Annotated in this window: 14 protein-coding genes; 6 read left to right on the forward strand and 8 right to left on the reverse strand. The window is 61.7% G+C overall.

What is annotated here, in order from left to right:
* Positions 1 to 28: 28 nt before the first annotated feature.
* From V8689_RS14240 to fabF, 3 genes are all read right to left on the reverse strand, one after another.
* Positions 29 to 2,008, reverse strand: coding sequence for a peptidase U32 family protein (locus V8689_RS14240; RefSeq protein ID WP_078467322.1), 1,980 nt, complete (start codon positions 2,006 to 2,008; stop codon positions 29 to 31).
* 706 nt (positions 2,009 to 2,714) lie between these two features.
* Positions 2,715 to 3,095, reverse strand: coding sequence for a RidA family protein (locus V8689_RS14245; protein ID WP_003191178.1), 381 nt, complete (start codon positions 3,093 to 3,095; stop codon positions 2,715 to 2,717).
* A 71-nt stretch (positions 3,096 to 3,166) separates the two neighbouring features.
* Positions 3,167 to 4,435 carry a beta-ketoacyl-ACP synthase II gene (gene fabF, locus V8689_RS14250; protein WP_056785482.1) on the reverse strand — a complete coding sequence of 423 codons (1,269 nt, stop codon included), beginning with the start codon at positions 4,433 to 4,435 and terminating at the stop codon, positions 3,167 to 3,169.
* A 107-nt stretch (positions 4,436 to 4,542) separates the two neighbouring features.
* Here fabF and V8689_RS14255 point away from each other — a divergent pair, with 107 nt between their 5' ends.
* The gene (locus tag V8689_RS14255; protein ID WP_056785480.1) at positions 4,543 to 5,019 is read left to right on the forward strand and encodes a winged helix-turn-helix transcriptional regulator; all 477 of its coding nucleotides are present in this window, start codon (positions 4,543 to 4,545) and stop codon (positions 5,017 to 5,019) included.
* A 4-nt stretch (positions 5,020 to 5,023) separates the two neighbouring features.
* On the opposite strand, the gene V8689_RS14260 is transcribed toward V8689_RS14255, so the two are convergent.
* Positions 5,024 to 5,893: an isocitrate lyase/PEP mutase family protein gene (locus V8689_RS14260; protein WP_003191182.1), complete on the reverse strand. Its 870-nt coding sequence runs from the start codon at positions 5,891 to 5,893 to the stop codon at positions 5,024 to 5,026.
* Positions 5,894 to 6,000: 107 nt separating this feature from the next.
* Positions 6,001 to 6,333, reverse strand: a complete 333-nt coding sequence (locus tag V8689_RS14265) for a hypothetical protein (RefSeq protein ID WP_056785476.1) — start codon at positions 6,331 to 6,333, stop codon at positions 6,001 to 6,003.
* A gap of 129 nt (positions 6,334 to 6,462) precedes the next feature.
* Between V8689_RS14265 and V8689_RS14270 the strand changes: the two genes are divergently transcribed.
* The 5 genes from V8689_RS14270 (at position 6,463) to V8689_RS14290 (ending at position 12,109) form a co-directional block, all read left to right on the forward strand.
* A complete protein-coding gene (locus tag V8689_RS14270) occupies positions 6,463 to 7,206 on the forward strand; it encodes a response regulator (RefSeq protein WP_056785473.1) in 744 nt (247 codons plus the stop codon).
* Complete coding sequence (locus V8689_RS14275; RefSeq protein ID WP_056785471.1) at positions 7,203 to 8,531, forward strand: ATP-binding protein; 1,329 nt, start codon at positions 7,203 to 7,205, stop codon at positions 8,529 to 8,531. Before V8689_RS14270 ends, V8689_RS14275 begins: the two co-directional genes overlap by 4 nt.
* A 176-nt stretch (positions 8,532 to 8,707) precedes the next feature.
* Entirely contained in the window at positions 8,708 to 9,664 is a 957-nt protein-coding gene (locus V8689_RS14280) for an ABC transporter substrate-binding protein (RefSeq protein WP_056785466.1), read from the forward strand.
* Between the two features lie 22 nt (positions 9,665 to 9,686).
* Entirely contained in the window at positions 9,687 to 11,018 is a 1,332-nt protein-coding gene (locus V8689_RS14285; protein ID WP_056785463.1) for an LLM class flavin-dependent oxidoreductase, read from the forward strand.
* 158 nt (positions 11,019 to 11,176) lie between these two features.
* On the forward strand, positions 11,177 to 12,109 hold the full coding sequence (locus V8689_RS14290) for a cupin (protein WP_056785462.1): 933 nt from the start codon (positions 11,177 to 11,179) through the stop codon (positions 12,107 to 12,109).
* Position 12,110: 1 nt separating this feature from the next.
* On the opposite strand, the gene V8689_RS14295 is transcribed toward V8689_RS14290, so the two are convergent.
* The 3 genes from V8689_RS14295 to V8689_RS14305 all read right to left on the reverse strand — a co-directional run bounded on the left by V8689_RS14295 (position 12,111) and on the right by V8689_RS14305 (position 13,678).
* Complete coding sequence (locus V8689_RS14295) at positions 12,111 to 13,016, reverse strand: LysR family transcriptional regulator (protein ID WP_056785459.1); 906 nt, start codon at positions 13,014 to 13,016, stop codon at positions 12,111 to 12,113.
* A 117-nt stretch (positions 13,017 to 13,133) separates the two neighbouring features.
* Positions 13,134 to 13,394 carry a metallothionein family protein gene (locus V8689_RS14300; protein WP_056785457.1) on the reverse strand — a complete coding sequence of 87 codons (261 nt, stop codon included), beginning with the start codon at positions 13,392 to 13,394 and terminating at the stop codon, positions 13,134 to 13,136.
* Positions 13,395 to 13,450: 56 nt separating this feature from the next.
* Positions 13,451 to 13,678: a hypothetical protein gene (locus tag V8689_RS14305; RefSeq protein ID WP_056785454.1), complete on the reverse strand. Its 228-nt coding sequence runs from the start codon at positions 13,676 to 13,678 to the stop codon at positions 13,451 to 13,453.
* Between the last annotated feature and the right edge of the window lie 53 nt (positions 13,679 to 13,731).

A 13,731-nucleotide genomic window follows, 5' to 3' on the forward strand; every position in this document is an offset into this window, starting at 1 on the left:
CGGGTTGAAACGCGGCGTCAGATGAGGGTCAGTGCGTGCCTTGGTAGATAAGGTTTTCCGGGTTGAAATGCTCCACCGCGCTGCCGGGCTGCGGCAGGCCGAGGATATGCCCCTTGATCTTGCCTACCACGTGCATCTCACAAGGTTTGCAGTCGAATTTCAGGGTCAGCACTTCGTCGCCGTGGATCAACTGCATCGGCGCCACCTTGGTCTTCACCCCGGTCACGCCCTTGGCCTGTTTAGGGCACAGGTTGAACGAGAAACGCAGGCAGTGCTTGGTGATCATCACCGGCACCTCGCCGGTTTCTTCGTGGGCTTCAAAGGCCGCGTCGATCAGCTTCACACCGTGACGATGGTAGAAGTCCCGGGCCTTCTGGTTGTAGACGTTGGCAAGGAACGACAGGTGCGCCTCAGGGTAAACCGGCGGCGGCGAGGTTTCAGCCTTGCGCCCGCCCCGTGGGTGCGCGGCGACGCGTGCGGCAGTCAGCGCTTCGATCACTTCACGGCGCAAGGCCTTGAGCTGCGAGTTGGGGATGAAGAACGCCTGCGGCGCATCCAGCTCGATGCGGGTGGCATGGTATTCGGTGGTGCCGAGCTGGCCCAGCAGGTCGCGCAGGGTGTCCAGCGCCTGTTCCGGCTTGTTGGCCACGCCAAACGGGCCGGGCAGGGTGACACTGGCGCTGATGCCTTCTTCGCTGGTCGCGGTGATTTGCAGCTGCTCTTCACGCAGGCGCGCGACCCATGACAAGCCGATACGGCGCTCGGCCGAGGTCTTGAGCAGGGCCTGCTGCCAGTTATGGTCCAAGTTGCGGTTGAGCGGGTGATGCGGGCGCAGTTGGTGCAGGCCGGCCGGCATTTCGTTGGGCTCGACGCGGTAGCGGTAGCGCTTCTCACCGTCTTCCTCGAACTCACCCTTAGGCTCGGCGATGTTGGCGCGAAAGCCCACCACTTCACGCTTGATCAGCACATTGAGGCCGTCGCCGTTGGACAGCGGCTCATGGGTGACCACCTGCAAGTCGCGCTTGCCGGCTTTTTCCACGGTGCCCACGGGCAGGCCGGTGAAGGTCGGGGTGTCAAAGGCGCCGATGTCGATCTTGCGGTCGCTGACAAAGTAATCGGTGCTGCCACGGTGGAAGGTTTTTTCCGGGTCGGGCAGGAAGAAGTGCGCGGTACGGCCGCTGGAAGCGCGGGCCAGGTCCGGGCGGTCTTCGAGGATCTCGTCGAGGCGCTGGCGGTAGTAGGCGGTGATGTTCTTCACATAGCCCATGTCCTTGTAGCGGCCTTCGATCTTGAACGAACGCACGCCCGCTTCGACCAGGGCGCGCAGGTTGGCGCTCTGGTTATTGTCTTTCATCGACAGCAGGTGCTTTTCAAAGGCCACAACGCGGCCTTGGTCATCTTTCAAGGTGTACGGCAGGCGGCAGGCCTGGGAGCAGTCGCCACGGTTGGCGCTGCGGCCATTTTGCGCGTGGGAGATATTGCACTGGCCGGAGAAGGCTACGCACAGGGCGCCGTGGATAAAGAACTCGATGGCCGCATCGGTCTCATCGGCAATGGCGCGGATCTCTTGCAGGTTCAACTCGCGGGCCAATACCAACTGCGAGAACCCGGCCTGGTCGAGAAACTTGGCTCGGCCCAGGGTGCGGATGTCGGTCTGGGTGCTGGCGTGCAGCTCGATCGGCGGAATATCCAGCTCCATCACGCCCAGGTCTTGCACGATCAGCGCATCGACACCGGCATCGTAGAGCTGATGGATCAGCTTGCGTGCGGGCTCCAGCTCGTTGTCATGCAAGATGGTGTTGATGGTGGTGAAGACGCGGGCGTGGTAACGGCGGGCGAATTCCACCAGTTGAGCGATATCGCTCACCTCGTTACACGCATTATGGCGGGCGCCGAAGCTCGGCCCGCCGATATAAACGGCGTCGGCGCCGTGCAAGATAGCCTCGCGCGCAATGGCGACATCGCGGGCAGGGCTGAGCAATTCCAGGTGATGCTTGGGCAAGGACATAGTTTTTTTAGTCAGGCTTGTCACGGTTGAGGCGCGCATTGTAGCCGTGAAATGCCTGGGCGGCATCTACCGCAGGGCTGTCGGGCCTAATGCGAGTCCGTTTAAGCGAACGCATTGCTCAACACAACGAAGCCCCAATGTGGGAGCTGGCTTGCCTGCGATGACGGCCTGCCAGCCGACGCCAATCTAGCTGACACCGCACGATCCAACTGTGGGAGCGGGCTTGCTCGCGAAGGCGGCCTGACGGTCAACACAGTTGGACCGGGTATATATCCGTTATTTAGGTAACGGCCACTTAGGGTTCCGCCCTGACGGCGGGTCACTTTGGAAAAGCCCCAAAGTAACCAAAGGGCTCTTGCCCCACCACTCGGCACCTCGCTGGGGCTCGGTGTGCCCGTAATCCGCCAGTGATTTGGGGGGCCGCCGCCACGCGCCATCCATGGCGCGGGGCGGCTAAACCGGCATCCCTGCCGGTTTACCCCCCAAATCCCTGTCGAATTCCGGCCAGCGTGGTTTAACGGGGCGCCTGAGATCAAAAGCAGATCAAGAGCAAGATCAAGGGCGGCTCGCTTCGCATCGTGGTTACGGTCTGCTGCTACAGCCCAAAAGTTGTGTAGATACCTATGGCTATCGCAGGCAAGCCAGCTTCCAGCTTTCTGACCGAGTTCGACAGTCCGATCAGTTCGGTTCTAAAGACGTCACAGATTCAAGCCTTGGCAGCCATCGCCGTCACTTCCACGCGCATGCCTTCCACCGCCAAAGCCGCAACGCCCACTGCGGCCCGCACTGGCCAGGGCTTGGCGAAAAAGCGCTTGTAGACCTCGTTGAACGCGGCACGGTCGGCCATGTCGGTGAGGTAAATGGTCAGGTGCATAACCCGGTCCATCGAGCTGCCGGCTTTTTCCAGCGCAACTTTCAGCGCTTGCAGGGTGCACTCGCTTTGCTGGGTGATATCGCCCAACTCCAGGCTGCCATCGGCACGGGTAGGAATCTGGGTGGAGACCAGGATGCCGTTGAAGCCGATCACGTCAGAGGAGATGGAATCAGCGTCTGGGTCAGGGGTATAGGACAGGTCGTGGTTGGCCATGGGCACCTCGTGTTGGCAGGAACAGAAAGGCGCCATGGTCGGTGAAATTCACCCCTGGGGCAAACCCTGGCTCATCTCCAGCGTCGGAACAGCACGCTGGCGTTCACGCCGCCAAAGCCGAAGCCATTGGACAGCGCATATTCAATCGCCATGGGCCGCGCCTCACCACGCACCATGTCCAGGCCGTCGGCGAGGGTGTCCGGGTTTTCCAGGTTGAGTGTTATTGGCGCGATCTGGTCACGCAGGGCAAGCACGGTGAAGACCGCTTCGATGCCCCCCGCAGCACCGAGCAAGTGGCCGGTGGCGGATTTCGTCGAACTGATCGCCGGGCTGCCGCCGGTACCAAATACCGTCTTGATCGCCGCCAGCTCGCCTTTGTCGCCCACAGGTGTGGAGGTTGCGTGGGCATTCAGGTACTGCACCTGCGACGCCTCGATGCCCGCCTGGCGCAACGCTTGGGTCATTGCCCGGCGCGCACCGTCACCGTCTTCAGGCCCTGCGGTCATGTGATAGGCGTCTGCGCTGGTGCCATAGCCCACCAGTTCAGCAATCGGCTGCGCGCCCCGCGCCAGGGCATGCTCCAGTTCTTCAATCACCAGAATGCCGGCGCCTTCGCCCATCACAAAGCCGTCGCGCGCCTGATCGAAGGGTCGCGAAGCACGCTGCGGGCTGTCATTGAAATCGCTGGACAGCGCTCGCGCTGCGGCGAAGCCGGCAAGGCTGACCCGATGAATTGCCGCTTCGGCACCGCCGCATACCGCGACGTCGACTTCTCCGGCGCGGATCATTCGCGCTGCGTCGCCGATAGCCTGAACCCCGGCAGCACACGCAGTGACAGGCGCACCCAGAGGGCCTTTCAAGCCATAGTTGATCGACACATGCCCGGCAGCCATGTTGCTCAGAAACGACGGAATGGTGAAGGGTGACAAACGACGTGGGCCCTTGCTGTCGGTGGTGCGCACCGCATCGGCAATGGCCGGGAAACCACCGACGCCGGAGGCGATGATGGTCGCCGTGCGTTCCTGCTCCTCAGGTGTTTTGGGTGCCCAATTGGCCTGCTTCAAGGCTTCATCCGCGGCCGCCAGGGCGAACAGGATAAAGCGGTCCATCTTGCGCTGTTCCTTGGCGGCCAGCAGTCGATCAGGATCAAACCCCGCTTCGGGGTCTTGCAGCACACTTTGCACCTGGCCGCCTATGCTGACCGCCAGATCACCGATCAATTCTTGCGGCAACCGGCGGATGCCCGACTGCCCGTCCAGCAAGCGCTGCCAAGTGGATTCCACGCTCGACCCCAGCGGCGTCAGCGCGCCCAGGCCCGTCACGACGATACGTTTACTCATGTTCAATCGACTCCTGTTGCTTGAAGGATACACAGCGTATGGACGTCACTATCATCATGAAAGTAACATGGCATCCTTCAAGTTTGTACTCGCACACAGGAATACTTATGCAGCGCAAATCCCTCATCAGTGCCGAATGCCCCATCGCCCGTAGCCTTGAACGGGTAGGGGAGTGGTGGAGCATGCTGATCATGCGCGACGCCTTGCACGGCCTGCGCCGTTTCGACGAGTTTTCGCGCAGCCTGGGCATCGCGCCCAACATGTTGACGCGCCGCCTTAATGGCTTGGTGGAAGCGGGGATGCTGGAGCGCCGCGCCTACAGCGAGCGCCCGCCACGCTACGAATACGTGCCGACGGCCAGGGGCGAAGACTTTCGTATGGTGCTGATGGCGTTGGTGGCGTGGGGCAACCGGCATTACGCCGAGGAGGGAATCAGTGTCGAGGTGGTGGAACGCGAGACGGGGCTACCGGTGCAGCCGGTGATGGCGACGGCTGAAGGTGCGTTGGTGGCGATGGATCAGTGCGAGGTACAGCCCGGCCCGGCCGCCAGCGCAGGGATGCGCCAACGGCTGAACCGTGAGTGATTGATTACTCTTTTACATCCATGAACTCTTCAGCCCACGCCACATAGCTCTCAGGCAAGGTGTAGGTGTGGGTCAATTCCGTAGCACTGAGGTTCGAGGTGCTGTGGGTCAGCTGACGCTGGGCACGCAGGCTGTCGTAAGTAGCCTTGATCGCGGCGAAGTAGGCGCCATGCCCGGCCACCACGATGCGCACGCCCAGGCTTGCCAGGCGCTCGCTGTCGTGCAGTTGCGGGTTGCCGTAGGTCACCAGCATCAGCGGAACGCTGAGGTTCTCTGCGATCTGCTCCAGGTGGTCGAAGTCCTTGACGCCGACCATGCAGATGCCGTCAGCACCGGCCTTTTCGTAGGCCTTGGTTCGCGCAATCACGTCGCTGGTGGGCAGCACGCCGGCGTTGGTGCGGGCAATGATCGACAGCGCCGGGTCGACACGCGCCTCCAGGGCAGCCTTGACCTTGCCGATGCCTTCTTCAACGGAAATCAGGTCCGTGGATTTACGCCCGAATTGCGCGGGCAAGAGCGTGTCTTCGATGGTCAGCGCCGCGACGCCGGCGCGTTCCAGTTCTTCGACGGTGCGCATCACGTTCAGGGCGTTGCCGTAGCCGTGGTCGGCGTCGGCAATGAACGGCAACTGGGCAACACGGCCGATACGGGTAGCTTGCTCGACGAACTCACTCAGGGTAATCAACGCAAAATCGGGGGCCGCCAGCACCTGCAGGGAGGCGACTGAACCGCCCAGGATTCCCACTTCAAACCCCAGGTCGGCCGCGATGCGGGCAGACATGGGGTCGAATACGGAGGCGGTTTCAACGCAGATGGGCGTTGCCAGCAGGTCACGGAAGTTACGGCGTAGCGCTGAGTGAGAAATCTTGGGCATGGTCTTTCCTGGCTTTGGTCATCGTCAAGTGACGATCAATGTCTATTCGTGGTGCCGGGAGATTACCACGCAGATGCCCCTGTGATTATGACGTTTGAGCAGGCGCGCTAACGAGCGCCGGTGCTGAATGCCGGGCCGGCCTGTTCGTTCGGGTTGTCGTAAGAGCATTCGATGTGCAACTGGCCATGGGTCATGATCCAGTGGACAAGCTCGGCGATGGGTATGGAGTGGGCGTACTCGACCCAGCGCCCGGCGTCGGGGCTGTAGTGCTCGAAGTAACGACGCAGCACGATACGGTCCAGGCCCGCATTCAGTCCCAGGCAGGATTCCTGGAACAGCATCGGGCTATCCTGAGCGGGGGAAGAGGTGCGTTGGCTCAGCACCAATGGCCGTACGTCGCCCGCTGCCTGCTCGGTGTACCTGCTGCTCGAAACTTTCATAGGCGTCTCCTTGAGTGGAAGAGCTGCAGAATGCCCGACAGGTTTTGCCCAAAGATGTCCGGGTTGTGTCCGTGGCGAAGGAATGTTGCTCGATTGAAATAAATGACCGAGGCGCCGGAATGGTTTTAGATGTCTCCATTTTTGGCCTGGGAATCTGTAAACGTGAGCAGACTGCTGATCGTCGATGACGACATGGAAGTGCTGGCATTGCTGAAGAAGTTCTTCGTCCAGCACGCCTATGAAGTCGACGTGGCCGCCGACGGCGAGGCCATGTGGGCGGCCATCGCGCAGCAGCGGCCGGACACGATCATCCTCGACCTCATGTTGCCCGGCGAAGGCGGCCTCAGCCTGTGCCAGAAAGTGCGGGCGCAGTTTGGCATTCCTATCATCATGCTCACGGCCATGGGCGAGTTGAGCGACCGCATTGTTGGCCTGGAACTGGGCGCCGACGATTACCTGACCAAACCCTTCGCCCCGCGCGAATTGCTGGCCCGCCTGCGTGCCGTGCAACGGCGTGCGGGACAGTCGGTCAGTGCGGCCGACGAGCGCTCACGCCCGGTGATTGCGTTTGCCGGTTGGCACCTGGATATCACCTGTCGCGAACTGCGTTCGCCCGAGGGCGTCATGATCCCGCTGTCCGGTGGCGAGTTCGACCTGCTGGTAGTGTTTCTCGAACACCCCCAGCGCATCCTCACCCGCGACCAATTGATCGACCTGACCCACGGCCAGGGCCACGACGCCTTCGACCGCAGTATCGATGTGCAGGTCAGCCGGCTGCGCCGCAAGATCGAGCCCGACTGCAAGCGCCCGGACCTGATCCGCACCGTGCGCAATGGCGGCTATCTGTTTACCGCCCCGGTGACCCGCTTATGATCCACCGCCTGTTGCGCCGCGACACCCTGAACCGGCGCATCGCCCTGACCATCCTCGCCGCGATGCTCGCCTCACTGGCCCTTAACGCCTTGTTCGTGCAGGTAGCCGGGGTGTGGGCGCGTCCGCCCATCGACCGCACGGGGTTGCTGGAACAAATGGCCGCGACGTTGAAAGTGATCGAGGCCGCGCCTGCGCCGTTGCGCTTGCACCTGGCGGCAGCGGCCAGCGATACCCGGTTGCAGGTGACGTGGCATACCGACCCCGTGGATTTCGGCCTGCCCAGCGGCGGCAACGTGCTACAAGCCGGCGAAGTCCCCGGGATACAGGCATTGTTTGGCACGGGGCGCACCATTCAGGTGTACAGCCCGGACGATTGGCCGCGTGGCAGCCCCGACGCACATTATGTGGCGCTGGTGCAGTTACTTGATGGCAGCTGGTTGTCTTTCATCCCGCCCGAACGCAGTTGGGGCCTGAGCGCACCCACGCGGATTGCGGTGATCATCATCCTGGGGCTGATCGCTACCTTGCTGGTCGCTTGGGTCGCCACCCGGCAATTGGCCAAGCCGTTGCAGCGTTTCGCCAGCGCTGCCAGACGCTTCGGTGGCGATCTGCGCGCACCGCCCATCGACATCGAAGGCCCCGACGAAATACGCCAGGCCACTATCGCCTTCAACACCATGCAGGCGCAGATCCAGCACTTCATCGGCGAACGCACCCAGATGCTGGCAGCCATTTCCCATGACTTGCGCGCGCCTTTGACGCGGATACGCCTGCGCTGTGAGTTCATGGAAGACCTGGACCATCAGCACAAGCTGATTCGCGATGTCGAGGAAATGCAGTCGATGATCAACGCTGCGCTGGCGTTCTTCCGCGACGATACGGTGCTGGAGCACAGCACGGCATTCGATCTGTCTGAACTGCTGCAAACCATCATCGACGACTACCGCGACCAGCAGTTGGTGGTCGATTTTCGAGGGCCGCCCCACCTGGTCTATCACGGCCGGCCACTGGGGCTTAAACGGGTGGTGGTCAACCTGCTGGAAAATGCTGCCAAGTACGCCCGGCACCCCAGCATTGCACTGAGTGTTAACGACCAGAGTGTGTGCATCGAGGTCTGCGACGAGGGCCCTGGGATTCCTGAAGCGGACCTGGAGCGTGTGTTCGATCCGTTCTTTCGTCTCGAGACCTCACGCAACCGCAATACCGGTGGGGTGGGGCTTGGGCTTTCGGCGGCGCGGGCGATTGTGCGCGAGCAGGGCGGTGAGCTGAGCCTGGGCAATCGACGCGGTTCGGGGTTGGTGGCCCGGGTTGAATTGCCGCGCTAGCGTGATGCGATATGCGCATTATTATTGAATTAGGTTATGCGTTATCAGTATTTTACATCCCGCCTTAAGCCCCGCCAAAATAGCCCTAACACCCAATAGCCACAGACAAAACCTTTTAAACCGAGACCGTACGCGCGGATCGACTTGAATGCCCCACACGGCATCTGGAGACGAACGTGCGTTACCTTAAAACCCTGGCGGCCGGGTTGGCCGCCTCTTTGCTGTGCCTGACGGCGCAGGCGCAAACCCTGGTGGTCGGCGACCAGAGCTACAACGCCCAGGCCGTGATGGAAGCGGCGGGGGTGCTGGATGATCTGCCTTACACGCTGGACTGGAAACAGTTCACGGCCGGGTCACCGGTGGCCGAAGCGCTCAACGTCGGCAGCCTGGACCTGGGCCTGCTCGGGGATGCGCCGGTGTTGTTCCTGGGCGCCTTGGGTGCACCGATCAAGGTGATCGCCGTGAGCCGGCAGAATCTCGACGGCGTGGCCATCCTGGTGAAAAAAGATTCGTCGATCCACAGCCTGGCCGATCTGGCAGGCAAGCGCGCTGCGATCTGGAAAGGTTCCTGGAGCCAGCAACTGTTGCTGACCGCGCTGGACAAGGCCGGGGTTGCGCGAGATTCGCTGCAATGGCGCTACCTCAGCGCCCTGGATGCCTCCCACGCGCTGGAAGGCGGTGCGGTTGACGTGATCGCCACCTGGGAGCCCTACGTCACGCAGCAGGAACGCCAAGGTGCGCGGGTGCTGGCAACCGCTGAAGACTTGATTCCGGCCCAGAGTTTTATTGCCGCCAATGCCAGTGCTGTCGAGGCCAAGCGTGAACCCATCAGCGACTTTCTCCAGCGCCTGAAAAAAGCCCGCGACTGGGCCCGCCAAAGCCCGGCCAACGCCAACGCATATGCCGATGCCTGGGCCAAGCGCACCCGCGCGGATGCCGACATTGCCCGCGTCTGGTTTGCCCGTGCGCGCACCACCGTCGAGCCGCTGACGCCGCAGGCGCCCGTTGAGGCGCAAAAGACCGTGGACTTTTTTGCCGGTCTGGGCCTGGTCAAGTCTTACTCGGCCGCCACGTTGTTCGACCCTTCATTCGCGGCCGCCTTGCAGCCCGCCGTCGCCATCACCCAGCCCTGAACGCTTGAAGGACTACTGCGCAATGACTAAAAGACAGCTCAAACTGGGCGCCCTTACCATGGGCTGCGGTGGGCCGGGCCGCCATAACCTGTGGCTTGACCCGCAATTGCCGGCCGATGCCAGCGTCAACGTCGACTGGTACATCCAGATAGCACGCCAGGCCGAGGCGGCGCTGTTCGACCTGATGTTTATCGTCGACAGCCAGTTCATCACCGAAGGCTCGCCGTCCCATTACCTCAATCGCCTGGAGCCGCTGACGTTGCTGTCTGCGCTGGCCGTGAGCACGCGGCATATCGGCCTGGTCGGTACGCTGACTACCTCGTATAACTCGCCGTATAACGTCGCCCGGCGCCTGGCCTCCCTGGACCTGATCAGCAAAGGCCGCGCCGGCTGGAACGTGGTGACCAGTGGCGATGCCGGTACCGCCGGCAATTACAGCCGCGACGAACATTACGACTACGCCACCCGCTATGGTCGCGCCGCCGAACATGTTCAGGTGGTACAGGGGTTGTGGAACTCCTACGAAGACGATGCGTTTGTGCGCAACCGTGCCACTGGGCAGTTTCTCGACCCAAGCAAGCTGCACAGCCTGAATCACCAGGGCGAACATTTCTCGGTGGTGGGCCCGCTGAATATCCAGCGCTCGCCCCAGGGCCAGCCGGTGATTTTCCAGGCCGGTGACTCCGAACAAGGCCGCGACCTGGGTGCCGCCACCGCCGATGTGATCTTCACCCACGCGGCCAGTATCGAGCAGGGCCAGGCGTTTTACCGGGATATCAAGGGCAGGGCGGCACAACGGGGGCGTGATCCTGAGCAGTTATTGATCATGCCCGGTGCGGAAATCTATGTGGGCGACACCGATGCCCATGCCCGGGAAATCGAGCAGCACTACCATCAGGTGGACCATAGTTTTGCGTTGGCACTCAAGGAGTTCGGGCGCAATTTTGGCTGGCATGATTTCAGCCAATACGACCTGGACGCGCCGTTCCCGCAAGAGAGCCTGGAGGCCGCGCGCAGCAGTTTTTTCACCGCAGCCAAACGCATCGCCGACCAGGCCCGGGAAAAGGGCTTTACCCTACGCCAGGCCGTCGAATTTGGCCGGCAATTGCGCCCAGGCGCGTTCGTCGGCAGCGCCGCCACGGTGGCGCAGAAGATGGCGGATTGGTTCGAGGCCCGGGCCGTGGATGGGTTCAATATCTACATCGGGCACCCTGGGCAATTTGATCGTTTTACTCAGGAGGTGATTCCGTTGCTGCAAGAGCGCGGTGTTTATCGCACGGCCTACGAGGGCTCGACCTTGCGTGAAAGCCTGGGCTTGGCGATTCCGAGGCTCCAGCGCCACCCCTCATCCTAAGGGCTGGTTTTGCGGGGTTGCGTTAACTGCCCCATTTCGCATAACTGCTGTGCCGTCACAGGCATTAATCGGCCAGCGCGCAATGCCTATAGTCCACTCACCACATGCCGCGCGTTCAAACGCGCTGCGCGATCCAGCCCCAGACTGAGGTGAGCCTGATGAACCGTGAATTCGACCCCACACTGACGGATATCAACCAAGTCGACGCCGAGTACTTCGAGTACAGCAAGGCGGCGAACCCCATCAGTGCCAATCTGATTTCCCGCATTCCCTACCACAGCTTTCCCGCCTCGCTATATGACAGTGGCCCCTCGCGCGTGGTACCGCTGGACCTCAGCGACGCCTTGGGCTGCGAAGGCCCCGCCACAGGCCCAGGGTTGTGCGCGAATTTCATGCGCCTTAACCGTGGCGATACGTTAACGCTGCAGCCCAACGCCACCTCCCAGGTGTTCTACGTGATCGCCGGGGAGGGCAGCGTGGTTCAGGGCGAGTATGAGATTCAATGGTCCAAGGGCTGCTTTATTGCCCTGCCTGGGTTACAGCAGGCGCACTTCAGTGCCCGCGAGGATGCGCGTCTTTACTATGTGCACGATGAGCCGTTGCTGCGTTACCTGGGGGTGACACCCAGTGCCGACCGCTTTGCGCCAACCCTGTACCCGGCAGCACTGGCCAACGCGAAGTTGCGTGAAGCAGCCGATGACCCCAGGGCCCAAGACCGCAGCCGCATCAGTATCCTGCTGGGTAACCGCCACTTTCCGCAGACGCGCACGGTGACCCACGTGCTGTGGGCCATGTACGGGATTCTGCCGGCGGGATCGGTGCAGAAACCCCATCGGCATCAGTCGATTGCACTGGACTTCATTATCGATTGCCCCAAGGGCTGTTATTCCCTGGTGGGCACTGAGCTTGAGGCGGATGGGCAAATCCGTAACCCGCAACGGGTCGACTGGTCGCCCGGCCTGGCGTTTGTCACGCCACCGGGTTATTGGCATGCGCATTTCAATGAATCAGATAGCGAGGCGTTCCTGATCCCGATTCAGGATGCCGGGCTGCAAACCTACTTGCGCGCGTTGGATATTCGCTTCAGTTGAGTCATTTCCAGTCCGGGGTCTCGCCCAGTCGTTCAACGATAAAGTCGATAAAACACCGGACCTTGGACGACACAATGCGCTTGGGCGGGTAGACAAACCACACCGCAAACGCCCGCTCCACGCCTTGGATGTGCCACTCCGGTAGCCACACTACCAAGTCGCCGGCCTCGATACTTCGCGCCACCAGCCAGTCCGGCAAGAGCGCAAAGCCCAGGCCTTGGCGCACGGCGATCAGTTGCGCGTCCAGGTCATTGATGCGAATAACGCTGTCATGCAGCAACGGGAACGCGCGGCCGGCGGATACAAAACTGATATCGCCGGTGGTAGCCGTGCCCAGCACCGCTGGCACACCGGCCAGGTCCGTGGGCGTGGACGGAGGAGGGTGCTGCATGCCAAACGCCGGGCTGACCACCAGGCTATAGTGGCCATCGCTGAGCTTGCGCGCCTTGAGCGTCGAATCGGCCAGCTCGCCAATGCGGATGGCTAGATCGACTCCGGCATGAATCAGATTGACCTGGGTGTTATCCAGCACCAGTTCCACGCTGATTTGTGGGTAGCGCACCAGAAAGTCATTCAACGCCGGCAGGATGTGATGCCGGGCAAACGCCGGTGGCAGGTTGAGTTTCAACACGCCCCGGGGATGCTGGTTCAGCGCAGACGTGGCGGCCTTGGCGTGTTCCAGCTCATCCAACACCCTGCGTGCGTGTATCAGGAAGGTCTGGCCGCCTTCGGTCAGGTGCAGCGTGCGTGTGGAGCGGTTGAACAGCGCTATGCCCAGGTCCTGCTCAAGATCCTTCACGTAGCGTGAAACCGTTGAGGCCTTGATGCCCAAGCGCTCGGCGGCGCGAGAGAAATTGTTGCCTTCGGCGGCTTCAATAAAGGCGGTGAGGGCGGTGAAATAGTCCAAGGGCAGCCTCAGGGCAGGGCGATGAGAGGTGCAGGTTGTTGAGTTTTGCCGGGGGCTGTCAACTGCACGACCGTAGAGCCACGATGCAGCCCCCGTTTTCATAATGAGTTTCAGTGATCAAGGCGATATGGGATCGCTCGCGGGAAAGGTTTCTTCGATCGCCTCATCGAGCTGGCTATCGCTGACGGCGCGGTCTTGCACCTTCACATTCGACTCGCAATGGCAATCGGCACTGGGGCACGCTTGACCCTGTGGGTGCAAGTCGGCGCATGCCTGGCTGCAGTAGGCTTTGCCGTTGCGTTGATGACGTGTGTCATCGGCCGCCTGGCAGGTGCAGCCTGGGCAGGCGCAGGGCAAACCTTGAGTTGTCGGGTTCATAAGTCCTCCGAATATGCAGTGATGGGTGAACGGTGAGCGCTTTTCTGATACGCGAATCAGGGCTGCTGGTAGTGCCCTGGCACGTCATGGCCTTCATCCGCGGGCTTGTTGCGTTTTTGCACCTGGACGTCGCTCAATTTCGCGTCCTTGAGCTCTGCAAAGCGCTGCCTGAGCAAGGACTCGGCCCATTGCGGGTCCAGCGTGTCTGCATCGTGCTCAAGCGTGCGGCTTTGCGGCTGGTTGTCGAGGATGAAGCTGATGAGGTAATGCGCTTTCTCGAACATGAACGTGGCTCCGTTACGGTTAACAAGGCGTCCCCGAGCAGGGCATGTTCGTT

The sequence above is a fragment of the Pseudomonas sp. AK181 genome, from assembly GCF_051122975.1.
Classification (GTDB): domain Bacteria; phylum Pseudomonadota; class Gammaproteobacteria; order Pseudomonadales; family Pseudomonadaceae; genus Aquipseudomonas; species Aquipseudomonas lactis.

Bases quoted from the DNA above. Each gene is read 5' to 3' on its own strand.
- V8689_RS14260 (WP_003191182.1), bottom strand. From the start codon at position 5,893: ATGCCCAAGATTTCTCACTCAGCGCTACGCCGTAACTTCCGTGACCTG.
- V8689_RS14300 (WP_056785457.1), bottom strand. From the start codon at position 13,394: ATGAACCCGACAACTCAAGGTTTGCCCTGCGCCTGCCCAGGCTGCACC.
- fabF (WP_056785482.1), bottom strand. From the start codon at position 4,435: ATGAGTAAACGTATCGTCGTGACGGGCCTGGGCGCGCTGACGCCGCTG.
- V8689_RS14245 (WP_003191178.1), bottom strand. From the start codon at position 3,095: ATGGCCAACCACGACCTGTCCTATACCCCTGACCCAGACGCTGATTCC.
- V8689_RS14270 (WP_056785473.1), top strand. From the start codon at position 6,463: ATGTCTCCATTTTTGGCCTGGGAATCTGTAAACGTGAGCAGACTGCTG.
- V8689_RS14305 (WP_056785454.1), bottom strand. From the start codon at position 13,678: ATGTTCGAGAAAGCGCATTACCTCATCAGCTTCATCCTCGACAACCAG.
- V8689_RS14265 (WP_056785476.1), bottom strand. From the start codon at position 6,333: ATGAAAGTTTCGAGCAGCAGGTACACCGAGCAGGCAGCGGGCGACGTA.
- V8689_RS14290 (WP_056785462.1), top strand. From the start codon at position 11,177: ATGAACCGTGAATTCGACCCCACACTGACGGATATCAACCAAGTCGAC.
- V8689_RS14240 (WP_078467322.1), bottom strand. From the start codon at position 2,008: ATGTCCTTGCCCAAGCATCACCTGGAATTGCTCAGCCCTGCCCGCGAT.
- V8689_RS14285 (WP_056785463.1), top strand. From the start codon at position 9,687: ATGACTAAAAGACAGCTCAAACTGGGCGCCCTTACCATGGGCTGCGGT.
- V8689_RS14255 (WP_056785480.1), top strand. From the start codon at position 4,543: ATGCAGCGCAAATCCCTCATCAGTGCCGAATGCCCCATCGCCCGTAGC.
- V8689_RS14275 (WP_056785471.1), top strand. From the start codon at position 7,203: ATGATCCACCGCCTGTTGCGCCGCGACACCCTGAACCGGCGCATCGCC.